At 63.8% G+C, this 23,955-nt stretch carries 22 protein-coding genes and 1 pseudogene; 12 read left to right on the forward strand and 11 right to left on the reverse strand.

What is annotated here, in order from left to right; translation table 11 throughout:
- Positions 1-5 precede the first annotated feature (5 nt).
- Positions 6-1,448: an NAD(P)-dependent oxidoreductase gene (locus tag LB524_RS04020; protein WP_140661596.1), complete on the reverse strand. Its 1,443-nt coding sequence runs from the start codon at positions 1,446-1,448 to the stop codon at positions 6-8.
- Between the two features lie 262 nt (positions 1,449-1,710).
- On the opposite strand from LB524_RS04020, the gene LB524_RS04025 reads away from it, so the two are divergent.
- Positions 1,711-3,564: an ABC transporter ATP-binding protein gene (locus LB524_RS04025; protein ID WP_224523844.1), complete on the forward strand. Its 1,854-nt coding sequence runs from the start codon at positions 1,711-1,713 to the stop codon at positions 3,562-3,564.
- Positions 3,564-5,453 carry an ABC transporter ATP-binding protein gene (locus LB524_RS04030; RefSeq protein WP_224523846.1) on the forward strand — a complete coding sequence of 630 codons (1,890 nt, stop codon included), beginning with the start codon at positions 3,564-3,566 and terminating at the stop codon, positions 5,451-5,453. The genes LB524_RS04025 and LB524_RS04030 overlap by 1 nt, the downstream gene beginning before the upstream one ends.
- Before the next feature lie 53 nt (positions 5,454-5,506).
- Here LB524_RS04030 and LB524_RS04035 read toward each other — a convergent pair whose 3' ends face one another.
- A complete protein-coding gene (locus LB524_RS04035) occupies positions 5,507-6,952 on the reverse strand; it encodes a DHA2 family efflux MFS transporter permease subunit (RefSeq protein WP_224523848.1) in 1,446 nt (481 codons plus the stop codon).
- Positions 6,953-7,232: 280 nt separating this feature from the next.
- Here LB524_RS04035 and LB524_RS04040 point away from each other — a divergent pair, with 280 nt between their 5' ends.
- Positions 7,233-7,562 carry a hypothetical protein gene (locus LB524_RS04040; RefSeq protein WP_224523851.1) on the forward strand — a complete coding sequence of 110 codons (330 nt, stop codon included), beginning with the start codon at positions 7,233-7,235 and terminating at the stop codon, positions 7,560-7,562.
- 35 nt (positions 7,563-7,597) lie between these two features.
- On the opposite strand, the gene LB524_RS04045 is transcribed toward LB524_RS04040, so the two are convergent.
- From LB524_RS04045 to LB524_RS04075, 7 genes are all read right to left on the reverse strand, one after another.
- Entirely contained in the window at positions 7,598-8,380 is a 783-nt protein-coding gene (locus LB524_RS04045; protein ID WP_015319092.1) for an ABC transporter ATP-binding protein, read from the reverse strand.
- A 10-nt stretch (positions 8,381-8,390) separates the two neighbouring features.
- A complete protein-coding gene (locus tag LB524_RS04050) occupies positions 8,391-9,254 on the reverse strand; it encodes an ABC transporter permease (RefSeq protein ID WP_041163526.1) in 864 nt (287 codons plus the stop codon).
- A 28-nt stretch (positions 9,255-9,282) separates the two neighbouring features.
- Positions 9,283-10,293, reverse strand: a complete 1,011-nt coding sequence (locus tag LB524_RS04055) for an ABC transporter substrate-binding protein (protein ID WP_224523853.1) — start codon at positions 10,291-10,293, stop codon at positions 9,283-9,285.
- A gap of 245 nt (positions 10,294-10,538) precedes the next feature.
- Entirely contained in the window at positions 10,539-11,270 is a 732-nt protein-coding gene (gene hutC / locus LB524_RS04060) for a histidine utilization repressor (RefSeq protein ID WP_224523855.1), read from the reverse strand.
- Position 11,271: 1 nt separating this feature from the next.
- Positions 11,272-12,300, reverse strand: a complete 1,029-nt coding sequence (locus tag LB524_RS04065) for a zinc-dependent alcohol dehydrogenase (protein ID WP_224523857.1) — start codon at positions 12,298-12,300, stop codon at positions 11,272-11,274.
- 15 nt (positions 12,301-12,315) lie between these two features.
- Positions 12,316-13,638, reverse strand: coding sequence for a histidinol dehydrogenase (gene hisD / locus LB524_RS04070; RefSeq protein WP_224523860.1), 1,323 nt, complete (start codon positions 13,636-13,638; stop codon positions 12,316-12,318).
- A 79-nt stretch (positions 13,639-13,717) separates the two neighbouring features.
- Positions 13,718-14,491: an SDR family NAD(P)-dependent oxidoreductase gene (locus LB524_RS04075; RefSeq protein ID WP_015319098.1), complete on the reverse strand. Its 774-nt coding sequence runs from the start codon at positions 14,489-14,491 to the stop codon at positions 13,718-13,720.
- 304 nt (positions 14,492-14,795) lie between these two features.
- On the opposite strand from LB524_RS04075, the pseudogene LB524_RS04080 reads away from it, so the two are divergent.
- Positions 14,796-16,089, forward strand: a pseudogene (locus tag LB524_RS04080) (NAD(P)/FAD-dependent oxidoreductase).
- Between the two features lie 201 nt (positions 16,090-16,290).
- On the opposite strand, the gene msuE reads toward LB524_RS04080, so the two are convergent.
- On the reverse strand, positions 16,291-16,851 hold the full coding sequence (msuE, locus tag LB524_RS04085) for an FMN reductase (RefSeq protein ID WP_015319100.1): 561 nt from the start codon (positions 16,849-16,851) through the stop codon (positions 16,291-16,293).
- 708 nt (positions 16,852-17,559) lie between these two features.
- On the opposite strand from msuE, the gene LB524_RS04090 reads away from it, so the two are divergent.
- The 8 genes from LB524_RS04090 to LB524_RS04125 all read left to right on the forward strand — a co-directional run bounded on the left by LB524_RS04090 (position 17,560) and on the right by LB524_RS04125 (position 23,447).
- The gene (locus tag LB524_RS04090) at positions 17,560-18,531 is read left to right on the forward strand and encodes an SDR family oxidoreductase (RefSeq protein WP_224523864.1); all 972 of its coding nucleotides are present in this window, start codon (positions 17,560-17,562) and stop codon (positions 18,529-18,531) included.
- Positions 18,532-18,541: 10 nt separating this feature from the next.
- The gene (locus LB524_RS04095) at positions 18,542-20,254 is read left to right on the forward strand and encodes an HAD-IIB family hydrolase (protein ID WP_140661608.1); all 1,713 of its coding nucleotides are present in this window, start codon (positions 18,542-18,544) and stop codon (positions 20,252-20,254) included.
- Between the two features lie 20 nt (positions 20,255-20,274).
- Positions 20,275-20,460, forward strand: coding sequence for a hypothetical protein (locus tag LB524_RS04100; protein ID WP_140617515.1), 186 nt, complete (start codon positions 20,275-20,277; stop codon positions 20,458-20,460).
- Positions 20,461-20,572: 112 nt separating this feature from the next.
- Entirely contained in the window at positions 20,573-20,890 is a 318-nt protein-coding gene (locus LB524_RS04105) for a hypothetical protein (RefSeq protein WP_015319105.1), read from the forward strand.
- Positions 20,891-20,915: 25 nt separating this feature from the next.
- The gene (locus LB524_RS04110; RefSeq protein WP_140715506.1) at positions 20,916-21,359 is read left to right on the forward strand and encodes a PPC domain-containing DNA-binding protein; all 444 of its coding nucleotides are present in this window, start codon (positions 20,916-20,918) and stop codon (positions 21,357-21,359) included.
- Between the two features lie 66 nt (positions 21,360-21,425).
- Positions 21,426-22,427: an ATP-dependent DNA ligase gene (locus tag LB524_RS04115; protein WP_224523866.1), complete on the forward strand. Its 1,002-nt coding sequence runs from the start codon at positions 21,426-21,428 to the stop codon at positions 22,425-22,427.
- Positions 22,428-22,584: 157 nt separating this feature from the next.
- A complete protein-coding gene (locus LB524_RS04120; protein ID WP_015319108.1) occupies positions 22,585-23,103 on the forward strand; it encodes a ferritin-like domain-containing protein in 519 nt (172 codons plus the stop codon).
- Positions 23,104-23,171: 68 nt separating this feature from the next.
- Positions 23,172-23,447 carry a hypothetical protein gene (locus LB524_RS04125; RefSeq protein ID WP_015319109.1) on the forward strand — a complete coding sequence of 92 codons (276 nt, stop codon included), beginning with the start codon at positions 23,172-23,174 and terminating at the stop codon, positions 23,445-23,447.
- A gap of 295 nt (positions 23,448-23,742) precedes the next feature.
- On the opposite strand, the gene LB524_RS04130 is transcribed toward LB524_RS04125, so the two are convergent.
- A complete protein-coding gene (locus LB524_RS04130) occupies positions 23,743-23,949 on the reverse strand; it encodes a hypothetical protein (RefSeq protein ID WP_140617517.1) in 207 nt (68 codons plus the stop codon).
- Positions 23,950-23,955 lie beyond the last annotated feature (6 nt).

The raw sequence follows: 23,955 nt of genomic DNA on the forward strand, positions 1-23,955 counted from the left end.
CCGGCTTATCGCTGGAAAGGTCCCCTGAGATTGAGGTTCTCGGCCAGAAGGCAGAAGCGGTCGATCAACCGGACAAGGTCCTCGCCCTGCTCGGCGACAACGGCGCCTCGCTCGGCAGGCGAGTTATCGGAGAGAGCCTTCCACAACCGGCCTTGCCGATCGCAAAGATCCGCCAGCTCGGAACATTCGCTAGCGGTCAGTTTCAAGAGCTGGCCGGAGGTCACCAATCCAATGCCTGGAGGCGTGGTTGCTCCAAGGGAAAGATAGGCCGGCGGCACGCTGCCTTTTGCGTTCGTCACCGACTTTCGGCAGATGACATCGAAGATCTGGTCGACGGCCTGCTTGGCGCCGGCGACGCGCGAGGGATGATCCGTATCGGCTGCCGCATGCGGCAGAAGCTCGAGTTTTCCGCTGTGCTTCTCGACGAGGCCCAGATAGGGCAGCATCGGTCCGGAAAGGCGACCGGTCGCGGCATCCTTGAACAGGTCGGCATCGATCGCGGCATGACGCACCCTGCCCGAGGACAAGGCTTCGCCGAGGGCCGCAACGTCGACAAGCTCGCCGCGATCGTAGTTGACCAGCACCGCGCCTTTGTTCACGCGCGACAGGACATCCGCGCCGATGAGCCCGGCATTGGCGTAGCGGCCGGTCTGCGCATCCTGCTTGCCCAGGCCGACATGAACACTCAACACATCGGCACCATCAGCCGCATCGAGGAGATCCGCCGCATAGACAAAGCCTTCGGCCTCTATCCAGTCCCGATGCCGGGGCCGTGCGTGGATCACCACGCGCATGCCGAAGGCCTGGGCAAGTTTGGCCACCTCCCTGCCGATATTGCCGTAGCCGACGATCGCGATCGTCTTGCCTTCGAGCTTTTCGGTCGGGAAATCGCGCAGCTCCCTGCCGGTGTCGAAGGCGCCGCGCGCCACCCGGTTGTGAAGCAAGTCCACCGGGAGATCCGGCAGCACTTTCAGGATCGCCTTCATCACCATCTGCGCCGTGGCGCGGCTGTTGATGCCGGGCGTATTCATCAGCACGGCCGTACCGCCTTCGCCGCTGCCGCCGCCCCAGGAGTGCGAACCCATATTGCCGGTGCCGGCGCCGATGCGGACGCCGGCGAGCGGAAAGACGGTTTCGGCGGGCAGGAAGGTCGCGGCGGCAATGACGGCATCATAGCGTCCATCGCCGGCGACTTCGATCAGCTCTTCGCGGGTGCTGAGGTCCGGCTGATAGAAGAAATGCACGCGGCCAGATTCGAGAGCGGCCTTGTCGCCAAGCGCAGCCGTATGAAAGCGGCCGCCCTTGGCTTCGATATGCGCACGCACCTCCGACGGGTCGGGCTTTCCGTCGGCGTCGAAGCGCAGGCCGATCAGATCGCAGACCAGCACGGTGTAGGCGCGTTGCGGATCGACCGGTTCAACGGCGCGGGTGTCGGCATTTGCGATCACGTCGGTTTCCTTCGTGCAAGAGCGGAGTCCTGCTGGTCCGGCAGGCTTTGAATAATCAGAACCTATCCGCCGGGAACGGCGCGAGATCGATCACCGGCGGCAGACCAGCGGCGAGTTGCGACACGATCTTGCCGGTTTCAGGTACAGTGCGATGCCGCCATTGGTCCCTTGAACGGGCAGGTCGGACGCGCGTAAAATCGCGCTATCTGATTGAGTCTGCTACATTCGTTCGGGCTAATGTCCGGATTGGTCTGGTATTTCCTTGCACACGGATGCGACCAGCGCTGCCAAGCGCGGCAAATCATTTGCCCATGTGGCGGAGGCCTCCTGGGGCAAGGGCCTCAGCACCTTGCTGCGCATCGTGCGCATGACGCTGCGCCATCCCTGGCAGGTTGCAATCACCCTCATCTCGACCTTAATCGCGGCGACGCTGCAGCTTTTCATTCCGCGTCTCCTGGGGCGCGCCATAGACCAGGCGCAAGGGGTGATGGCGGCGGGGGCCGGCACCGCGGCCGAGCAGGCGCTGTGGAATACGGCTCTGACGCTGCTGGTCATCAGCATCCTGCGAGGCCTCTTCACCATGGCGCAGAATTACTATGGCGAGGCCGTCGGCCACCGGACAGGCTATGAGCTGCGGCTCGCCTTCTACGAGAAGATCCAGCGGCTGAGCTTTTCCTTCCACGACAAGGTCCATACCGGCGATCTCATCACCCTCGGGCTGCTCGACCTCGACGGCGTGCGCATGTTCTTTTCGACCGGTATCCTGCGCGTGGTGCTGCTTGGCGTCCTGATCGGTGTCGGCGCCTATCTGTTGATCAGCACCGATCTCGTGCTCGGATTGTTGAGCCTCAGCTTCGTGCCATTTGTTGCCTGGCGCTCGTCAGTGACGCAGCTCCGACTGCGCAGCACCTGGCTGACGCTGCAGGAGCGGCTGTCGGTGCTGAGCCGGGTGATGGACGAGAATCTCGGCGGCATCCGTGTTGTGCGCGCCTTCGCGGCTCAACGGCATGAGCTGGCAAAATTCGACCGTGCCAAACGGGACGCATTGGACCTAGCCAATGAGCGCGTCGACATCCGCGTCTCGAACACCAGCGCCATGAATTTTTCCTTCCTCGCCGCCATGGGCCTGGTGTTGTGGTTCGGCGGACAGAAGGTGATCGCGGGTCAGATCAGCGTCGGCACGCTGGCCCAGTTCCTCACCTTCATGACCATATTGCAGATGCCGGTGCGCCAGCTCGGCCTGATGGTCAACTCCTTCGCGCGCGCCTCGACCTGCGGCACGCGGCTGTTCGAACTGCTCGACGCTGAGCTCGACATCAAGGACGCGCCCGACGCCAGGGAGCTCGTCATCACCGAGGGCGTGCTGCGCTTCGACGATGTCGGTTTCCGCTATCAGGGCGCGGGCGAGCGTCCGACGCTTTCCGGCGTTTCCTTCGAAGCCAGGCCCGGCGAGACCGTCGGCATCGTCGGGCCGCCAGGCAGCGGCAAGTCGACCATCGCGCACCTGATCCCGCGCTTCTACGACGTGACCTCGGGCGCGATCACCATCGACGGACAGGACATCCGCAAGGTCACGCTGCAATCGCTGCGCAAGGCGGTCGGCGTCGTGCAGCAGGATGCGTTCCTGTTTACCACCTCGATCGAGAACAACATCGCCTACGGCAATCCCTGGGCGCGCGAGACCCGCATCGGCCAGGCCGCCGAATATGCCCAGCTGCACAATTACATCATCGGGCTTCCGGCCGGCTACACCACGGTCGTGGGGGAACGCGGCGCCTCGCTTTCCGGCGGCCAGCGGCAGCGCCTGACCATCGCGCGCAGCCTGATGCTAAGACCATCGGTGCTGGTCTTCGACGATTCCACGGCCGCGGTCGACGCCGGCACCGAGCAGCGGATCCGGGCGGCGATGAAGCGCTTCGCCAGGGATCGCGTGACGCTCATCATTTCGCATCGGCTGAGTTCGCTGATGCATGCCGACCAGATCCTGTTCGTCGAGGGCGGCCGGATCGTGGAGCGCGGCACGCATGAGGAATTGGTGGCGCTCGGCGGACGCTACCGCGCGCTTTACGACCTGCAGTTGCGCCCGGACGACGATCGGCTCGAGGGAGCCGCCTGATGTCGACACAGGACGACGAGAAGGAAGACACAAGCCGACGCCCGACCAAGGCCGTCGTCGGCTCGCACCGCGATGAGGAAGAGGTCTTCGGCAAGGCCTACGATCCGCGCATCGTCAGGCGCATCTGGAGCTTCGTCAGACCATATCGGGGCCGGATCTTCATCTCGGTCGCGGCGGTGCTGGTGTTCACGCTGACGCAGTTGGCGATCCCGCTGGTCATCCGCTACGCCATCGATCACGGTATGGCGCCAGGCAGGCTCGACCGTTCGGTGATGATCACCGCGATCGCAGCTTTTGCCGTGATCATCCTCATCAACTACGCGGCCAGCCATGTCCAGGAGAGCGTCGTCGGCAAGGTGGCGGAGAACGTGCTGTCCGACCTGCGCCGCGCAATGTTCAGCCACCTGCAGCGTGTCTCTCTGGGCTTCATGGACAAGACCGAGGTCGGCCGGCTGATGTCGCGCCTGCAGGGCGACGTCAATTCGATGCAGGAATTCCTCGAGACGTCCGTGATGTCGGTTGGCGACATCGTGCTTCTGTTCGGCATCGTCACCGTCCTGCTGTGGCTGGACTTCCGGCTCGGGCTGCTGACGCTGTCGACCATGCCGGCGCTGTTCATCGTGCGCCTGTTCTGGCTGCCGCGCGCCAAGGTCGCCTTCATGGCCGCGCACGAGACCAACTCCATCGCCAACGGTGCGCTGGCCGAAGGCATCCACGGCGTGCGTACCGTGCAGAGCCTGGAGCGCCAGCACGTCAATTTCGATCTCTATGACGAGAAGGTGCTGGCCAATCTCAACGCCCATCTGCGGTCGGCGAGATATGCGCAGGTGATGGTGCCGATCGTCGACACACTGACGGGCATCGCCATGGCGACCGTGATCGTCGTCGGCGGGTCGATGGTGCTGTCGCACAGTCTCGATATCGGCGTGATGGTGGCGTTCCTGTTCTACATCCAGCGCTTCTTCGACCCGATCCGCTCGCTCACCATGCAATACAGCGTCATGCAGCGCGCCATGGCGTCGGGCCAGCGCATTTCCGAAGTGCTCGACGTGCCCGTGGATGTCAGCGACAAGGAAAATGCGGTGGCGCTGTCGCGCGACATGGACGGTTCGGTCGAGTTCCGGAATGTCACCTTCGGCTATCGGCCAAACCAGCCGGTGCTGAAGAACATCTCCTTCCGCGTCAGTCCGGGCGAGACGGTCGCGCTTGTTGGGCCGACCGGATCAGGCAAGTCGAGTTCGATGGCGTTGGTGCACCGCTTCTACGATGTCTGGTCGGGTGAGGTCCTGGTCGGCGGCCATGACGTGCGCGACCTGACGCAGGATTCGCTCGGCGATCAGGTAGCCATGGTGCTGCAGGAGCCGTTCCTGTTCTCCGGCACGGTGCTGGAGAACATCCGCTATCACAAGACCGGCGCCAGCCGCGAAGAGGTGGTCCGCGCCGCACAAGCCGTCGGCGCGCACGACTTCATCGAGCAACTGCCTGACGGCTACGACACCGAACTCGAGCAGCGCGGCGGCAATCTCTCGCTCGGTCAGCGCCAGCTGATCAGCTTCGCGCGGGCGCTGGTGGCCGACGCCAAGATCCTGGTGCTCGACGAAGCCACCGCCAGCATCGATTCCTACACCGAGATGCTGATCCAAAAGGCATTGGTCAAGCTGCTCGAAGGGCGCACCGGGTTGGTCATCGCGCACCGGCTGGCGACCATAAGGGGCGCCGACCGCATCATCGTACTGCAGAATGGCGAGATCGTCGAAAGCGGCAACCATGAACAGTTGATGAAGCGAAAAGGTCTTTACGCCCGCCTCTACAACATGAACTACGCTTCCTTCGACGACATTTCCGAGGAAGACATGGGAATGGACGCTTCGGTCGGCAAAGCGACGTGAGCCGGTGCCGGCAGGGTGCGAGCCGACGGATTGCCTGATGCCTCCGACAAGACCTATTTGCGAGATCCCCTGACGTGGCCGCTAACTTGAACGCCGTCTTCGGCGCGCAGGTACAGGAAGCCCGGAATCGAGAGCAGCGGGATGATCGCGGTCAGCAGGAACACTTGGTGAAAGCGTTCCGGCGTGAGGAGATGGCTTTCGCCCGCAATCAGGCCCAGCAGCATCGCGGCGATCGAGACGCCAAGCGACACGCTGAGCTGCTGCAGCACACCGCCAAGGCTAGTGGCGCGGCTGAGCTTGTCGGCCGGAAGATCGGCGTAGGACAGGGTGTTGGATGTCATGAACTGCGCCGAGCGGACGATGCTGAACAGAAAGACATAGAAACCGATCAGCCAATGCGGCGTATCGGGACCCATCAGGGCGAAGCCCGCCACGGTGGCGGAGCCGACGAGCGCGCTGCCGACCAGCACCACACCGAAGCCAAAGCGCCGCAGCAGCGGCGACAGCAGCGGCCGCATGAGCAGCGCCCCAAAGCTGCCGACGAATGTCAGCGAGCCTGATGTGACCGGGCTCATGCCGAAGCCGACCTGCAGCATCAGCGGCACCAGGAAAGGCACGCCGTTGAGACCGACGCGGCACAGGCCGCCCGCCAGCGTGCCGACCCAGAACGAGCGGAACCGAAACAGCGTCAGGTCGACAGCCGGCGCCACGACGCGGCGTGCATAGCGCCCGAAGGCAAGCAGCAGCAACGCGGCCGCGGCCAACACCAGCACCGTCGCGGACCCGGGAATGACCGGCCGGCCGATATTCTCCAGCCCGAACTGCAGTAGTGCCACGCCAAACCCCACCATCAGGAAGCCCGGGACATCGAAACGCTGCACCGCCTCGCCATGGAAGTCGTCGACGAAGCGCAGCGCGGCAACGATACCAAGGCAGCCGAACGGCACGTTGACATAGAATATCCAGCGCCACGACGCGTAGGTGGTCAGCAGGCCGCCGAGCAGCGGCCCGATGGCCGGCCCCATGATGGCCGGCAGGGTCATATAGGTCATGGCGGTGATCAGGCCGCTGCGCGGAAAGCTGCGCAGCAGGATCAGCCGGCCGACCGGCGTCATCATGGCGCCGCCCAGCCCCTGCAGGGCACGCATCGCCAGCAGCATGCCGAAACTGTCGGCCATGCCGCACAGCGCCGAGCCAAGGGTGAAGGTGAAAAGCGCCAGCGCGAACACCCTGCGCGCGCCGAACCTGTCGGCAAACCAACCGCTGACCGGGATGAACACGGCGAGCGTCAAGATGTAGGTGGTGATCGCAAGGTTCAGACGGACCGGCGTCGTGTCGAGACTTTGCGCTATTGCCGGGATCGCGGTGGTGATGATGGTGGAATCGAGCTGCTCCATCAAAAACGCGATGGCGACGATGATCGGAATGATCAGCCGCAGCCTCGGGTCGCGCTCGGTGGCAAATTGAGGCTGTTCCAATGCTCTGGTCAATTCCGTCATGCAGATGGCTTCTATCGGCCAAAGTGGCTTGTCCCGGTTCAAAGGCAAGATTGCCTTGCCGGCCAGCCGGGCCTGATCGCAGGCCCTCTTGTGATCCGGCAAATCGGCGAGCGGTAGTCATTTCCGCTTCGCTGGAAGTCAACAAATCTTGACCGGCACCGCGAGTGCCGCGGACAAACACTGCCCATTTCAGCGGGCGCCGTCCCGATTTCGTGACGGAACGTGTGCAGCGAGGCGGGCGTTCTTTCCCATATGTCTCGAATGGCAAGGAGACATGCTGATGAGAAAGCGAAGCGTATTCCTCGGCTCCCTCGTGGTGCTGTTGGCCGCGAGCGCCGTCCCGTTTGCCGCTGTGGCCGATGCCGCCGTCACCAGGCACCATTATATCCGCGTCAACGCCGCCCATAATGACCACGCGCACGCCGCGAACCGCAGACGCGGCCACCGTGACGGTTGGGTCGGCAGGGGCTGGACCGGCGAGAATTCGGCCGACAACAACGACTGGATGGACAGCTACTACAATGGCTACGGCAGTTACCGGGGCCGTGCCGACGACTTCTGTGGAACCATCCAGTGGACGCTCGGCCTGTGCGGTCCCCACGGCCCCTAACGCCTGACCGCCGGAGCCGACGAAGGTTGCTGGCATCACGCCATTTCGGGACGTCTCGACGCCTCGCGGATGGCCTTATGCACGCCGCGCTGCAAGTCCATGAAGGCCGGGGTCTCCATGACCTCTTCCCGGCGCGGGCGCTCGATGTCGACGTTGAAGGTCTGCATGATGCGTCCCGGGCCGATCCCCATGACGACGATGCGGTCCGATAGATAAACGGCCTCCTCCACGTCATGCGTGACGAACAGCACCGTGAGCCGGTGCTCCTCCCAGATCTGGGTCAGCAGTTCCTGCATCTGGTGTCGGGTCAAGGCATCGAGCGCGCCGAAGGGTTCGTCCATCAGCAGCATTTTGGGGCGATAGGAGAGAGCGCGCGCGATGGCGACGCGCTGTTTCATGCCGCCCGACAGTTCGGACGGGAAGCGATCGGCGCTTTGCGTGAGCTTGACGAGGTCGAGATGCTCGAGCGCGATCTCGCGGCAGGCGGCGCGATCATAGCCGGCGGCCTTGAGAGCAAACTCGATGTTCTGCCGCGCCGTCAGCCAGGGGAGCAGCGTATAGGACTGGAAGACAACACCACGGTCGAGGCCCGGCTGCAGGATCGGCGCGCCATCGATGCTGAGATCGCCGGCGTCGAAATCCTGCAGTCCCGCGACGATCGACAGCAGCGTGCTCTTGCCGCAGCCCGACGTGCCGACGAGGGAGACGAACTCGTTGTCGGCGAGGTCGAGATTGATGTCCCGCAGCACTTGCGTGCGCCGCTCGCCGGTGCCGAAGCTCTTGTCGAGACCCGCGATGCGCAATTTGGGAACAGTCACCGGCGGTTCCTCATTGCTGGTGGCCTTCCTGCCGAAACAGCACCTTCTCCAGGGCCTTCATGACCTGATCGGTGATGAGGCCAAGCACGCCCAAGAGCAGGATGTAGCCGATGATGGTGTTTGTCTGGAAATAGCGCTGCGACACGGTGATGCGATAGCCGAGGCCGGATGTCGCAGCGACGAGTTCGGCCAGCACCAGCCAGGTCCATGCCCAGCCAAGGCTGATGCGCAGCGTGTCCCAGATGCCCGGCAAGGCGCTGGGAACGACGATGCGCGTCAGGATCTTGCGGTCCGGCAGGCCGAGCGTGCGCCCAAGGCCGATGAAGTCGGCGGGAACCCGTTTCACATTGTCCATGATCATCAGCACCTGCTGGAAGAAAGTGCCGATGAAGATGATCAGGAATTTCTGGGTATCTCCGGTGCCGGCCCACAGGATGGAGAGCGGCACGAAGGCGACAACCGGCATGTAGCGGATGAAATCGACCAGCGGCTCGATGGCCGCCTCCCAGGAACGGAAACTGCCGATCAGCACGCCGATCGGTATGGACAGTGCCGAGGCGAGGAGGAAGCCGATGGAAATGCGGTACATCGAAGCCCTGAGGTCGAGCCACAAGGTGCCGTCGGCGGCGAGCTTGGCGATCTGGGTCGCAACGCTGCCCGGCGACGGCAGGAAGATGGGTTTCACCCATCCCAGCCCGGTCGCTGCCCACCAGGCAAGGCCAAGGCCAACAAAGACGGCCACCGCTATCGCAAGGAAACGCGACCGGGCGATGGGCACGCCGATCCCGGAGGATCGGCGTCGCCTTGCCTGTGTTGCGGCGGGCGCTCGTGCCGGGCGGGCCAAGCCGGTTTTCGCGGGAGGCTCCCCGGACATCCGCGTTACCACCGCGATCCGGATCTCGTCACTGCGCCGCCTTGACGAAGGACGGATCAATCATCTGCTCCGGCGTCACATCGGCCTGCAGAAGCTTGGCGTTCTTGGCGGCCGCTTCGACATCGGCGAATGTCTTGGTGGTAAACTGGCCGGTGAGCGCCGTCTTGTTTTCGGCGAGCGAATAGTAGCGCACCCCGTCGAAAGCGGTGTTGAGGTCCTTGACGTCGGAACCGACCGCCTTGGCGATGATGGCGCGGCCGCCGGAGGTGTCGGCGTTATAATCCTTGAGCGCGGCGTCCCAGCTCTTGATCATGGCCAGCACCTGGCCGGGTCGCGATTTGATCACCTCGTCACGCACCACCAGCACGTCGCTGATCAGGCCGGGATCCTCGCCGGCGGTGAACAGCAGCTTGACGTCCTTGTTCTGCGCCATGGCGACAGTGAGGTACGGCTCGTAGGTGACCGCGACCGGCACCTGGCCCGCGATCAGGGCGCCGCCGGCGTCGGCGGCAGGCATCGGAACCGGCTGGATATCGGCGACCGACATGCCGCTCCTGGCGAGCGCATATTTGAGCAGGATGTCGCTCGTCGTGCCTTCCTCGAAAGCGACCTGCTTGCCCTTGAGATCGGCGATGGAGGTGACATCCTTGCCGGCGACGATGGCGTCGGCGGTCATGGAGACATCGAGCAGCAGCACGATCTTCACCGGCAGACCGGCCGCAACCATGCCCATCGCCGTGTGGGTGGCGATGTTGGCGGCGTCGAGCTGGCCGCTTGCGAGCGCCGCGTTGATATCCTTGTCCTCGGCAAAGTTGACGATCTGGACGTCCGACAGACCGTTTGTCTTGAACAGTCCCTTGGCCTCGGCGACGTGCCATTGACCATATCCAAGCCAGGGCTCGATGCCTATCTTGAACGATCCAGCTTCAGGTGTCGTCGGGATGGCAGCATCGGCTGCGTGGGCCACCGGGGCGGTGGCGAGCCCGATCGCGGCGGCCATCACGAGCGCGCGAAATTGTCCTGCTAGGTTAAGCGTCATCTTTCGTTCCCCTTGATGATCAGACCGCTTTTTACCCAGGCATCCGGTCTGGTGAGACTGCGGGGTTCTGCTCTTGCGGCACTGTGCCTCGGCGTCTTGCCCGCCACTTCATGGTTGAAGCGCTGACATATTTCAGCGGCAGCGGCAGCGGATGTCAAGGCTGAAATACATACATGCATATACAAGTTGGAGAGACTCAAATTTCAGGTTGATCCAGCTCGGCGGCTTGCATTGGCTCGTCGCCTTCAGCTCGCTTTGGAAGGCGAGTAGCGGCTGCCGAGCGAGTAGCGGCTGCCGGCATAGGTCAGCTTGCTGACCGTGGCCACGATGGCCCCCGTCCATGTCCGGCGATGCAGGAGAAGGCAGCAACTGCCGACATCGATGCCGAGATGCTGTGCGGCCTCCTTGGTGGCCGGGATGGCGGAGATGATATGCTCGACCTCGGTCACCGGCGTCTTCTGCATCAGGTAGTCATAGGTCGCTGTCTTGGTGAAGTCCTGCTTGTCGTAGTCGGGGATCAGGCCCGGATTGACGAAACGCTCTTCCAGTTGCACCGGCAAGTCGTTCTCGAAATTGACGACGACGGAGTGATAGATCGAAACCCGCTTCGCAAACTCGAACGAAAGTGCCAGTTCCTTGGTCGGCATCATCGTTTCGAGAACGAGGACTTCGGAGCGGTGGCTGTTGCCGCGCTCGACGATCTCCGCCGCGATATTGTTGATCTCGATCAGCGTCGACTGCGGCCGGGGCGGCGCGATGAATGTTCCCACACCTTGCAGCCGGATCAGGAATCCCGCCGAGGTCAGCTCCCGCAGAGCCCGATGAACCGTCATCCGCGACACGCCCAGTGACGCCACCAGCTCATTCTCGGACGGCAACTTGCGGTCCTTGCCCCACCGGCCCGTCCCGATGTTGGTCAGGATGTAGTCCTTCACCTTCTCGTAGAGGGGGCTTGCCGTGTCGGGCAAATCGATCATTTCAAAAACCCTTTCCGGCAGGTTGCCGCATGCGGATGATTGTTTTCAAGCCATCGCTGCTTCCCGCCAACAGCCGCTCATAGGCGGCTGGGACGTCGTCCAGACCGATCTCGCAATCGACCAGGGCCAGCAGCGGTTCACTCAGCTCACCCAGCATCCGGACAGCGTCGGGCAATTCGTCCGCGAAAGCATGGCAGCCGAGCAACGCGATCTCGCGTTCGACAAGAACATTGGGATCGATGTCGAGGCGGCCGTGGAAGATGCCGACCATCGCTATCGCGCCACCAGGATCGAGAACGCCGAGCAACTGGCTGAACGCCGCGATGCTGCCGGTCGCCTCGATGGCCGCCAGCAACGGGACATTGGCGGTCGCGGCTGCAATGGCCTCGCGGTCGAGATCGACGATCGTGGCGCCCGTCACCCGCGCCACGCGGGCGCAGCGCGCCTGGTTGCGGTCGGCGACAAGCACCGTGCCGGCGAAGGTTCGCGAAAGCAACAGCGCGGCAAGACCACCGATGGGCCCGCAGCCGACGACCAGAACCGAACCCGCCGTCTTCGGCAGACGCCGCGCCGCGTGCAGCGCGACGGCAAGCGGCTCGGCCATCGCCGCGACGCGCTCGTCAAGGCTCGCATCGATGACATGCAGCAGACGTGCGGGCAACACCGCCTGTTCGGCAAAGCCGCCATCGCAGATTTCGCCGACGAAGCCCAGCGCTGCGCAGAGATGCCGCTTGCCGGCACGGCATTGCGCGCAGTCTCCGCACCAGAAACGGGAATCGGCGACGACCCTGTCGCCGACGGCAATGGTATCGACGCCCTCGCCCAGCGCGATCACCGTGCCGGTCAACTCGTGGCCCGCCGTCGAGGGCGCCCGGCTTATCCATTGGCCGGTGCGGAAATTGTGCAGGTCCGAACCGCAGATGCCGGCGGCATCGACCCTGAGCTTTACCCAGCCGGCATCGGGAATGCCTGGCGCGGCGATGTCCTCGACGCGCAGGTCGCCCGGTCCATAAAGTCGTGCCGCCTTCATCGCGATCGTCTCCGCTCAGCCGGCGAGATAGCGGTCGCGGATTTCCGAGACCGCGTTTTCGTGCGAGCTGAAGCCCTCGTAGCGGGCGAGCCTGCGGGCATGCTGCGCCAGTTCCGGATACGCGGCCGAGGTGACATAGCCGACCGAGGAGCGCTTGACGAAATCCGTCACCGAAAGCGGCCCGTAGGTTCGCGCCCAGCGGCTGGTCGGCAGCACCGCATTCGGCCCGAGGACGAAGTTGGCAAGGGTCACCGGCGTATGCGCGCCCATGAGGATTTCGGCCGCCTCGGTGATGTGGCCGAGATGCGCGAACGGCTCCTTCGACAGGATTTCCAGATGTTCGGGCGCGTAGTCGTTGATGAAGCGATAGCTTTCCTCCAGCGACGCCGTCAGCACGATGCCGCCGCGCTTTCCGGTCAGCACCGCGCGCGAGAATTCCACACGCTGTTCGGTCATCCGCGACCAGTGGTCGGGAAGTGCAGCAAGGGCTGCTTCGGCGACCTTGCGGCTGTGCGTCACCAGATAGGCTGAAGAATCCGGCCCGTGCTCGGCTTCGATCAGCAGATCGAGCGCGGCAAGGCCTCCGTCGACGCTGTCGTCGGCAAAGATGATGGCTTCCGACGGTCCGGCCGGGAGGCCCGTATTGATGATCGAGGACAGCACGCTCTTGGCCGCCACCACCCAGGGACTGCCCGGGCCGACGATCTTGAGCGCCGGCTTCACCGTCTCGGTGCCGTAGGCGACGGCGGCAACGGCTTGCGCGCCGCCGCATTTATAGACGGTTTCGACGCCGGCAAGGCGAGCGGCGACCAGCGTGGCCGCGTCCACCGAACCATCCGAGGTTGGCGGCGTCACGATCGCGATCCGCGGCACGCCGGCAATCACAGCCGGAACCGACGTCATCATCGTCACCGATGGAAAGGCGCCCTTGCCGCGCGGCACGTAGAGCGCGACCGATGCGATGGGCGTATACCGGTCGCCGGCATAGGCGCCCGGCCGGATCTCCTTGAGCCACATGGTCTCCGGCTTCTGCTCCTCATGAAAATGCCTGATATTCTCGATGCCGAACCTGATGCTCTCCACGACTTCCTTCTCGACCTTGTCGAAGGCCGCATCGAACTCCGCTTCCGACACTTTCAGTCCGCCTTCCCTCACATTGGTCTTGTCGAACTCCCTGGCGAAACGGATCAGGGCGGCGTCACCCTCTTCCCTGACGGCCTGGATGATCGGGCGGACCTTTTCGACGAAGGCCGACAGATCGCCTTCGGCGCGTTTCAGCAGACCGGCCCGTTGCGTGGTATTGAGGGATGACAGATCGTGGAAGCTGATGTCGGACATGGGTGCTCCTTCTGTTCAGAGCAATGCGCCGGCCGGTCACATTGCGGAAGACTTTGTTCTCTAACCTGGGCGAGCCGCCTCAGATCGATGCGAGGAAACCGCCATCCACCGGAATGGACTGGCCGGTAATGTAGGCTGAGGCATCCGAAGCAAGGAACACGGCGACGCCGTGCAAGTCGCGCAGATCGCCGAAACGATGCTGCGGGATTTTGGCGAGCATGGATTGCCGCCACGCTTCGTCGGCGTAGAACACCTCCGTCATCGCCGTCCTGAAATAGCCCGGGGCGATGGCGTTGACCCTGATGCCAAGCTGCGCCCATTCCGCTGCCAGCGCCCGGGTCATGCCGAGCAGGCCCGACTTGGACGAGCCGTATGGCACCGCCGTCGGAATGCCGACTTCTGAAGTCAACGAGCAGAGGTTGATGATGGCGCCGGGCCGCCCGGCGTCCCGCATCTGCCGTGCCGCCGCCTGGGCGCAGAAGAACGCCCCTTTGAGATTGGTATCGACGATCCGGTCCCACAGCGGCTCGTCAACGTCGAGCGAGGGCCGGACCTCTTCCACTCCGGCATTGTTGACGAGAATGTCGAAGCCGCCAAGCAGGCGGGCTGCCTCGGCGATAACCGTGCGGCACTGGTCGACATCGGTCACGTCAAGCGCAATGGCGTGCGCAACCCCGCCGGCCGCGCGGATGGCCGCCGTCGTCTCGTCAAGCGAGTCCAGGCTACGCGCCGTGACCGCGACGTCGGCGCCGGCCGCGCTCAGCGCCCCGGCGATGCTGCGGCCAATGCCACGGCTGGCGCCGGTGACAAGCGCCTTCCTGCCGGAGAGGTCGAAAAGAGAAGCGTCGCGCATGTGATCCTCCTTGGCCGCTCCATAGCCCAGAGACTACCAGATCGACTTACATATACAAGCATATACAAACAAAGCTGATTGCGATAACGTGACGTCAGCCGCCGCACCGGGATCGCGTAGTTGGCTCTTCATACGAGATGCCACGGGCGGCAGCCCTGTCGCAAATGTCGTAACCTCCCGAAAGCAAGCAGAATTGCCTGGCGTACCCGACACGAAAGTCTGGGTCTGCCGCGCGTGCGCGATATCGGCCATTGAAAGCTATCGTGCCCCTCGAGCCGGCCGCCTTGTCGTGAGAGCCTCGTCCATGAACGAAAGCAGCCCGCCCCGGAGCCTTTATCGCGATACGGCTGGCGGCCCCGGCAACTACCCCTCCCTTGCCGGCGCGCAGCGGGCAAGGGTCGCCATTGTCGGCGCTGGCTTGACCGGCCTGTCGACTGCCTTGCATCTGGCGGAAGCCGGCGACGACGTCTGCGTGCTCGAGGCCTATCAGCCGGGATGGGGAGCCTCGGGCAGGAATGGCGGCCAGGTCAATCCCGGGCTCAAATACGATCCCGACACGATCGAAGCCACGTTCGGCCCCGAGCTGGGGTCGCGGATGATCGACTTCTCCTACGGTGCTCCGGATTTCACCTTCAGCCTCATCAAGCGCCTGTCGATCGATTGCGAGGTCCGGCAGAACGGCACCATACGCGCGGCCATCCGGCCGCAGCCGGCAGCCGCGGTGCGGGCCACGGCCAACCAATGCGAGCGGCGGGGGATGCCGGTCGGCTTGCTTGACGCAAAAGCGATGGCGGCGCGAACCGGCACGAACAGATACATGTTCGGCATGTTCGATGCTCGCGGCGGCGACCTCCATCCCTTGAAATACGCGCGTGGCCTGGCGGCCGCCGCGCGGAAGGCCGGCGCGCGGATATTTGGCGGCAGCGAGGTTCTCTCGCTCAGCAGGCAGGCCGGGCGCTGGCTCCTCGAGACCGCAAACGGATCCGTCAGCGCCGAGAAGGTCCTTGTGGCGACAAACGGCTACACGGGAAACTTGTGGCCTGGCCTGGAGCAGTCGCTGGTTCCGGTGTTCAGCGCCATCGCGGCGACCGAACCGCTGTCGCCCACGGTCGCGGCCGCAATTCTTCCCGAAAGGCCGGTCGTCTACGAAGCCGGCAACATCACCGTCTATTACCGCATCGACGTCCAGAACCGGCTCCTCATGGGCGGACGGGGACCGATGAGGCCCATCGGCGATGCTTCGGCCATCCGCTATCTCACCGACTATGCGCTACGGCTCTGGCCGGCGCTTGCTGGAACGGGGTGGACACATGGCTGGAACGGCCGGGTCGCGGTCACCAAGGACCATCTTCTACACGCTTCTACACGTTCACGAGCCGGAAGACGGCGTGCTGATCTGCCTTGGCTACAATGGCCGCGGTGTTGCCATGGCCTCGGCGATGGGCAATGCGCTGGCAAACCGCCTTCGCGGCGACGAGACCATTCCCTTCCCGATGCCGATATCGGGGCTGAAGCCGATCCGGCTCCACCGCTTCTGGCCGCTTGGCGTCAGAGCGGCGATCCTTTCGGGCCGGGTGAAGGACCGGTTCGGCCGGTAACGGAAAAGCACGCCGCTATGCTCCGGTCTTGGCATCGGACAATCTTCGGGCGTGGTCGTCCATGCATGCGGAGCATCAGCGCCTGCTGATTTGCGACCGTGCACTGCAAGTCGCCCTGCGGCGCGCAGGCGCGTTCAACGGCCGGCTTCAGCCAAGCGCCTCAGCGCGCCAGCGGTCGGAGCGGGATATGTTCCGAGCACGCTACTCGGCGGCTATCCTGGCGCGCTGCCGGCCGAAGAGCGCCAGACCGACATCGTCCACGGCGAGGCCAATGCGGGTCTGGATCGCTTCGGATGCCAGCACGCCATCAGCGAAATCTTTCTCCGAGGCGTATATGGCCGTCGGCAGCGCAAAGGCTTCGAAAAAGCCGAACAGCGGCCGCAGCTGATGCTCGACGATCAATGCATGGCGATCGCCGCCGCCGGTCGCCGCCAGCAGCACCGGCTTGCCCCTGAGGGCCGCCGGATCGACGAGATCGAAGAAATGCTTGAACAGCCCGGTATAGCTGCCTTTGTAGGTGGGCGAGCCGACCACCAGGACATCGGCGGTCAGGATCCGCTCGAGGACGGCGCGGGCCTGCTCGTCCAGGTCCCGAGTGGCTTTGGCATTGCCAAGGCTGGGACCGAGATCGACGATGTCATGGGTGCTGGCGGCGAGGCCGTATCGTCCGGCGATCTCCGTCACGATATGGTCCACGAAGCCACGGGTCTTGGAGGGCCGCGTGAAATTGCCGGAGAAGCCGACAATGGCCGGATTGGTCATGATGGATGCCCTGTGATCTTTTCGAACCAGTTTGCCAATGTCCATAGTTTTTATAGACATTGCTGCCGAACAAAAGGAATTCACGGTCGCCGTGGGACGAAATCGGAAAAGATTTTTCTCCCGGGGAGCCAGATCGCCCGCCTGCATGCCGGATGATGACGTCACCCGATCCAGATGCACTTGGCAGCCGTCGCACGCGAAGGGCGATGCGACCGGTGGCGAAAAGGGGGACCATCACCGTTTGTTCGGAACCTGATCGCCCGGCGGCTGTTTTCCGTTCAGCCAAACACGGAGGCAGTCATGGCACGCGACAGAACCGAATATGAAACCGGCGCACGGAAGTATCCCGCCAGGACCGGCCCGGATCCGAACGATGATTTCTCGTCTGACGCAGCGGGCAACAAGCCGCCGGCAGGTGGAATGGGGCTTACGCGACCGGCGGATCAGACAAATGAAGAGACACATCAGTCAGAAGGACAGAACCCGCCTCGCAAGGCGACGCCCAGCCCCGCAACGGAGAAGACGTCCGGCGCAGGCCCGGCGATCTCCGAGCACTCGAAGGACGCGAAGGCTCCAAGGTCGGGCCGCCAACCCGGCGCCTACGTCAAGGACTGACACGGACGGGGGCGATACCTTCTGACAAGCCATAAGCCGCGCAGACCCGCCGGTCTGCCCCGCGTTGAACTTTCTTCAGCCGAGGAGACGACCATGCAGACGAAATCACAAACCGCCGGTGAGGCCGCCAAGCAGCGCCATATCCAGCGTGGCATCGATGCCAAGGACAAATCGAAGCGCAACGGAACGTCGGAGCACGCCATGCAGGCAGGCGCCCGCGCTTATCCCGAGCCGCCCTTCCCCAAGCAACATCAGGCGAAACCCGGGCATGAAGCGGCGATCGAGCCTGCTCCGCTCTACGATGCACCCTACTATGTCGGATCAAAGAAACTCGAAGGGAAGGTGGCTCTCATCACTGGTGGCGATTCGGGCATCGGACGCGCGGTGGCGGTCTTGTTCGCCCGCGAAGGCGCCGACATCGCGGTCGTCTACCTGGCCGAGGACAGGGACGCCGAGGAGACAAAATCTGCCGTCGAAAAAGAAGGCCGACGCTGCATCCTGTTGAAGGCCGACGTCAGTGAACGCCAGGACTGCCACGATGCCGTAGCGACCACGGTCGAAACATTCGGCCGCATCGACGTGCTGGTCAACAACGCCGCCTTCCAGATCCATTCCAGCGACTTCGGCGACCTGACCGAAGAACATTTCGACACGACGCTGAAGACCAATCTCTACGGCTATTTCCATATGGCGCAGGAAGCCGTGCCGCACATGAAGCCGGGCTCGGCGATCGTCAACACGGGTTCGGTTACCGGCATAGAAGGCTCAAAGCAGCTGGTCGACTATTCGATGACCAAGGGCGGCATCCATGCCTTCACGCGCGCGCTTTCGGGCAACCTCATCGCCAAGGGCATCAGGGTGAACGCGGTCGCGCCTGGCCCGGTGTGGACGCCGCTCAATCCGTCCGACAAGGAAGCCGAGGACGTCTCGAAATTTGGCGCCGACACGCCGATGAAACGGCCGGCCCAACCGGAGGAACTGGCTCCCGCCTATGTTTTCCTCGCCTCCCCGCACTGTTCGAGTTACATCACCGGCGAGATCCTGCCGATCGTCGGCGGCTACTGAGGTCAGCGCAATGTATTTCATTGCCCTGGCGACCGACTATGACGGGACCCTCGCACATGACGGGACGGTCTCCAACAAGACGCTCGCGGCACTGGAGCGGTTCAAGAAAAGTGGACGTAAACTGCTTCTGGTCACCGGCCGCGAGTTGCCCGACCTCAAGCGCGTGTTTCCCGATGTCGGCCTGTTCGACAAGGTCGTCGCCGAAAACGGCGCCCTGATCTACACACCGGCCAGCGAGGAAGAGCGGGCGATCTCACCATCGCCGGAGCCCGAATTCGTCGCCAGGCTGAAAAAGCAGGGGGTGAAGCCACTTTCCGTGGGACGGTCGATCGTCGCCACCTGGGAACCGCATCAGGCGACCGTGCTCGAGGTCATCAAGAAGATGGGGCTCGAACTCGAAATCATCTTCAACAAGGGCGCGGTGATGATCCTGCCGAGCGGCGTCAACAAGGCCACCGGTCTGGCGGCCGCGCTCGAGGACCTTCACCTGTCGCCGCACAATGTTGTGGGTATCGGCGACGCCGAGAACGATCACGCCTTCCTGAAGGCCTGCGGCTGCAGCGTTGCGGTCGACAATGCCATTCCCGCGGTCAAAAGCACCGCGGACCTGGTCACGCGCGGCGCACGCGGCAAAGGCGTCGAGGAACTGATCGCCAAGCTGATAAAAAGCGACCACGGGATCGTGCCGAAGCGTCATGGCGGGATTGTTCTGGGATCGTCCGGTGGCGATGACATCTATCTGTCGCCGACCGAAAGCGTGCTCATCGCCGGCAGTTCGGGCATCGGCAAATCCACTTTGGCCACCGCACTGACGGAACGCTTCGTCGACAGCCAATTTCAATTTTGCGTCTTCGATCCAGAGGGTGACTATGACGGCCTCGAGGGCGCCGTTCGGCTGGGGGATGCATCGAGCGCGCCGACAAAGGCGCAGGTGCTCGACCTGATCGCCAAGGCCGACAGCAATGTCGTCGTCAACGGGCTGGCGCTGCGTGTCAACGAACGGCCAGACTTCTTTGCCGACCTGCTGCCTGGCCTTGGCAGTTTCCGTCGCCGCACCGCAAGGCCGCATTGGCTGGTCATCGACGAAGCGCACCATCTTCTTCCGAAGCGGCGCGACGACACCCGCGCCGTGCTCTCCCTGGAACTGCCGGGCACGATCCTGATCACCGTCCATCCCGAGGCGATTTCGACCGACGCCCTGCGCCTGATGACGGCCGTCATCGCCCTTGGCCCGAAGGCGAAGGACGTGGTGAAGACCTTCTGCCATGAGACCGGCATCGAGCCGCCGAAGGACATTCCCACGCCCAAGGGCGATCGGGTTCTGTTCTGGCGGCCGGGGGCGCGCAAAAAACTCACAACGGTCAAGGTCATAGAACCTCGCCAGTCGCTCAAGCGCCACAGCCGCAAATATGCCGAGGGTCAACTCGATGAGACCGGCAGCTTCTATTTCCGCGGTCCCGACGACGCGATGAACCTCAGGGCCCATAATCTGATGATCTTTGCTCAGATGGCCGAAGGCATAGACGACAAGACCTGGGAGTTCCATTTGCGCGCGGGCGACTATTCGAAATGGTTCCGCCACCAGATCAGGGACAAGGACCTCGCCCGCGAAACCGCCGAGGCGGAAAAGGACAGCAAGCTTTCGGCGGACGAGAGCCGCAAACGGGTGCTCGATGCCGTTCGGCGGCGCTACACGGCACCCGCGACGGCGCCAGAGGCGTAACAGCCCGACAGGAGGCGGTCATGAGCGACGACCGGCATGGCAAAGACGACAAAGACGGACGCGGCGAAAATGGACCTGTCTTCTCCGCGCGCCAGGCTTCGCAAGGCGAGATCATCCTGCGAACCCGCACGCGCCGGATCATCTTCGTGGCAGGACTGGTCGGCATCCTGATCCTGGCGGCGGTGGTCAGGTTCGCGATCGGTTAAACCTGCCTGGTTGCAACAGCCGCCGCGACAGGGTGTGTCGGGCAAGGCTGACCGCGATTGGAACCCGGGCGCCGACTTGGCGTTCAACCTCCATCGAGAAGGAGAAACGATCATGCCCCGAGGCGATAAATCCAAATACACCGACAAGCAGGAACGCAAGGCCGACCATATTGCCGAAGGCTACGAGAAGCGTGGCGTCTCCGACAAGGAAGCCGAGCGGCGCGCATGGGCGACGGTCAACAAGGACGATGGTGGCGGCAAGAAGGAAGGCGGCTCCGGGCGTGGCAAGCACACAGGTCACCCAGCGGCGCACAAGGGCGGCAAAAGCGGCGGAAAGGCGTCCGCTTCCCGATCGGCCGCCAGCCGGTCCGAATCGGCAAAGAAGGCGGCGGCGACCCGCAAGAGGAACGCCGAACACCACGCCCACTGACCGACCGCGAGGATTGGACGCCGGCATGAAATCGCGACTCATCAACGAGGCCAATGGCCAACGGACATTTGTCGTGGTGCTCGACCCGGGCGAGGAAGCGTTCGCGGCACTGACCAGCTTCGCGGTCGAGCAGAAGATCGGCAGCGCCTCCCTGACGGCGATCGGCGCGTTCCAACGGGCCACCGTCGGTTGGTTCGACCTGGAGGCGAAGAGCTATCGAAAAATCCCGATCGACGAACAATGCGAGGTCCTGAGCGCGATCGGTGATGTCGCGACGGGCGATGATGGCAAGCCAAGCCTTCATGTCCACGCGGTGCTTGGCTTGAGCGACGGCACGACCAAAGGCGGCCATCTGCTCGAAGGCACCGTTCGGCCGACATTGGAAATCACCGTGGTGGAAGCGCCGGGTCACCTGCGCCGCCGCAAGAGAGCCGAATTCGGCGTGGCTTTGATCGATCTCGGGGCCTGAAGCTGCCGCGGGTGTCGGTTGGCGGGCTTCGCCGCCGGCGCGTGCCCCAGAAAGCGACGTAAGGCAATGACGGACAGCTTTGCCCTACCCCTGAACACGCCCCCCATGGAGGCCAAGGCAGCCGACGCTCTGCCGGATGGGGAGGGCTTTTGGCAATACGAGCCCAAATGGGACGGGTTTCGCTGCCTCGCCTTCAAAGGCGACACGGATGTCGACTTGCGCGCCAAATCCGGCAAGCCTCTCGGCCGTTACTTCCCGGAGCTCGTCGCCATGCTGCGGCAGGTCGAGGCCCGCAATTTCGTCGTCGATGGCGAGATCGTCATCGAGCTCGAAGGCCAGCTTTCTTTCGACGCGCTGCAGATGCGGCTTCACCCAGCCGAAAGCCGCATCCGCAAGCTGAGCGCGCAGACGCCTGCCCGGCTGATCCTGTTCGACATGCCGGTCGCGCCGGGCGGCACGATCCTGCTCGGTGAGCCGTTGTCGCAACGACGCCGGGCGGTCGAGGGCTTCGTTCAGGACTGCGCCGAGCCTGGCTTGCGGCTCTCGCCCAGCACGACCGATCCGGCGGCCGCCAGACGCTGGCTTGAGGAAGCCGGCCATGGTTCCACCGACGGCGTGGTCGCCAAATTGCTGGCCGACCCCTACCGCCCCGGGGAACGCGCGATGGTCAAGGTCAAACGGTTGCGTACGGCCGACTGCGTGGTTGGAGGCTTCCGCTATCTGACCGGCAGCAAGGAGGTCGGCTCGCTCCTGCTCGGCCTTTACGATGATAGGGGCAAGCTCGACCATGTCGGCTTTACTTCGACCATCGGCAGGGATGACCGGGCTGGCGTCACCCGAAAGCTGGAAAAGCTGCGTGGCGGACCCGGCTTCACCGGCAAGGCGCCGGGCGGGCCTAGCCGCTGGAGCACGCAGCGCAGCGGCGAATGGGAGCCCCTGCGGCCGGAACTGGTGGTCGAGGTCCGCTTCGACCATGTCACCGGCGACAGGTTCCGGCATGGCACCAAACTGTTGCGCTGGCGGCCGGACAAGGCGCCGCGTCAATGCACCATGCAACAGATCCAGTGATGGAGTTCGTGCCGCGGACGCGCTTGCGAAGCCCGGTCGCGATGAGAGCCTACGCAGCGGTCGCCTCTTTGCGAGATGGCTGGAACAACCGTCCTCACGGCAAGTTGTGCTCCAGCTACACCGCTGGTGGGCTTCACGACAATTGGAGATGACAATCATGGCGACTGCGAAGAAAGCGGCAACGAAAGGGCTTGAAGCCCTGTTCCTCGACGGGCTGAAGGACATCTACTACGCCGAGAAGAAAATCCTGAAGGCGCTGCCGAAAATGGCAAAAGGCGCCGAATCCGAAGATGTTTCGGCAGCATTCGAGAAACACCTGCAGGAAACCGAGGGCCAGGTCGACCGCCTCGAACAGATCTTCGAACTCCTCGACAAGCCGGCCCGGGGCAAGACCTGTCCGGCCATCGACGGCATCATCGAGGAGGGTTCGGAAATCCTCCAGGAATACAAGGGCGACCCCGCGCTGGATGCTGGGCTAGTCGGAGCGGCGCAGGCCGTCGAACACTACGAGATCGCGCGCTACGGGACGCTGATCGCCTGGGCCGAACAGCTCGGCAAGAGCGACGTGGTCAAACTCCTGAACGAGACTCTCGAGGAGGAGACGGCGACCGACGAGGCACTTTCCAGCCTTGGCGAGGGTGGCGTCAACGAGCGTGCCCTGGAACAGGCCGCCTAGCTGGCGAGCTGTTGCCCCGGGCGCTTCAGGCGATCCGGGGCAAACTCCCCGGATTTCGGAGAACGACAATGGACCCCCGCAAAAGAGAGCAACCCGCAGTTCAGACGGAAGACCCGACGGAGACTGAAGGTCCCACGGTAGAGCAGCAGGACTGGGACGCGCTAGCAGGCGCGAAAATCCTTCCGGATGACGTCGAGGTGGAAGACGAGGCCGACGGCGAATTGCCCGAGGAAGATGACGACAACGCCTACCAGGAAAGCGACGAGGCATTGCCCGACGATGTCGAGGAAGCGGTGCTGTCACGCGATCCTTCAAGGGAAGGCGGCCGCTTCGACGAGGAGTGACCAAACTACGGGCGGATTCCGCTCAGCCGACCGCGTGCATTGGGGGCTCTTCGTTCTCGTCAGGATTGGGTAACGGCGCCTCATCGGGCAATCCTTCCGGCTCCGGTTCGCCGATCGGCTTGGGCTTCCAATTGGGTGCCGGCATGGGTACGTCGCGGTTGGGGTCGGGTTCTCTCGGATCGGGCATCAAATCTGTCTCTCTTTCGGCGAACTGTGCGGGTCGGCTCTGCCCAGCACGGTCGCATGCAGAGCCCGTCCCGAGCGCTCGGGACGGGCACGGAGCCACACAGGTTTGCTAGCGATTCTTGTGGCTTTGCTCGCCAGCTCTCACATGCTGTTCATGGGTTCCGCCACGCGTCGTGCCGGCGCTGTCGCCGCCTTGTTGGCGATGGTTGCCACCGGCCGCCTGCTGCTGCTGACGGCGGTTCTTATCGTCCATGTTCTTGTGGCTCTGCTGGCCTGCTTTCACATGTTGCTCATGGCTACCACCTTGATTGGGCATCTTCTT

This window comes from Mesorhizobium sp. ESP6-5, from assembly GCF_020164695.1.
Classification (GTDB): Bacteria; Pseudomonadota; Alphaproteobacteria; order Rhizobiales; family Rhizobiaceae; genus Mesorhizobium; species Mesorhizobium australicum.

Coding starts and splice junctions, on each gene's coding strand:
- LB524_RS04030 (WP_224523846.1), top strand. CDS start 3,564: ATGTCGACACAGGACGACGAGAAGGAAGACACAAGCCGACGCCCGACC.
- LB524_RS04035 (WP_224523848.1), bottom strand. CDS start 6,952: ATGACGGAATTGACCAGAGCATTGGAACAGCCTCAATTTGCCACCGAG.
- LB524_RS04040 (WP_224523851.1), top strand. CDS start 7,233: ATGAGAAAGCGAAGCGTATTCCTCGGCTCCCTCGTGGTGCTGTTGGCC.
- LB524_RS04050 (WP_041163526.1), bottom strand. CDS start 9,254: ATGTCCGGGGAGCCTCCCGCGAAAACCGGCTTGGCCCGCCCGGCACGA.
- LB524_RS04055 (WP_224523853.1), bottom strand. CDS start 10,293: ATGACGCTTAACCTAGCAGGACAATTTCGCGCGCTCGTGATGGCCGCC.
- hutC (WP_224523855.1), bottom strand. CDS start 11,270: ATGATCGATTTGCCCGACACGGCAAGCCCCCTCTACGAGAAGGTGAAG.
- LB524_RS04065 (WP_224523857.1), bottom strand. CDS start 12,300: ATGAAGGCGGCACGACTTTATGGACCGGGCGACCTGCGCGTCGAGGAC.
- hisD (WP_224523860.1), bottom strand. CDS start 13,638: ATGTCCGACATCAGCTTCCACGATCTGTCATCCCTCAATACCACGCAA.
- LB524_RS04075 (WP_015319098.1), bottom strand. CDS start 14,491: ATGCGCGACGCTTCTCTTTTCGACCTCTCCGGCAGGAAGGCGCTTGTC.
- msuE (WP_015319100.1), bottom strand. CDS start 16,851: ATGACCAATCCGGCCATTGTCGGCTTCTCCGGCAATTTCACGCGGCCC.
- LB524_RS04090 (WP_224523864.1), top strand. CDS start 17,560: ATGCAGACGAAATCACAAACCGCCGGTGAGGCCGCCAAGCAGCGCCAT.
- LB524_RS04095 (WP_140661608.1), top strand. CDS start 18,542: ATGTATTTCATTGCCCTGGCGACCGACTATGACGGGACCCTCGCACAT.
- LB524_RS04100 (WP_140617515.1), top strand. CDS start 20,275: ATGAGCGACGACCGGCATGGCAAAGACGACAAAGACGGACGCGGCGAA.
- LB524_RS04105 (WP_015319105.1), top strand. CDS start 20,573: ATGCCCCGAGGCGATAAATCCAAATACACCGACAAGCAGGAACGCAAG.
- LB524_RS04110 (WP_140715506.1), top strand. CDS start 20,916: ATGAAATCGCGACTCATCAACGAGGCCAATGGCCAACGGACATTTGTC.
- LB524_RS04115 (WP_224523866.1), top strand. CDS start 21,426: ATGACGGACAGCTTTGCCCTACCCCTGAACACGCCCCCCATGGAGGCC.
- LB524_RS04120 (WP_015319108.1), top strand. CDS start 22,585: ATGGCGACTGCGAAGAAAGCGGCAACGAAAGGGCTTGAAGCCCTGTTC.
- LB524_RS04125 (WP_015319109.1), top strand. CDS start 23,172: ATGGACCCCCGCAAAAGAGAGCAACCCGCAGTTCAGACGGAAGACCCG.
- LB524_RS04130 (WP_140617517.1), bottom strand. CDS start 23,949: ATGCCCAATCAAGGTGGTAGCCATGAGCAACATGTGAAAGCAGGCCAG.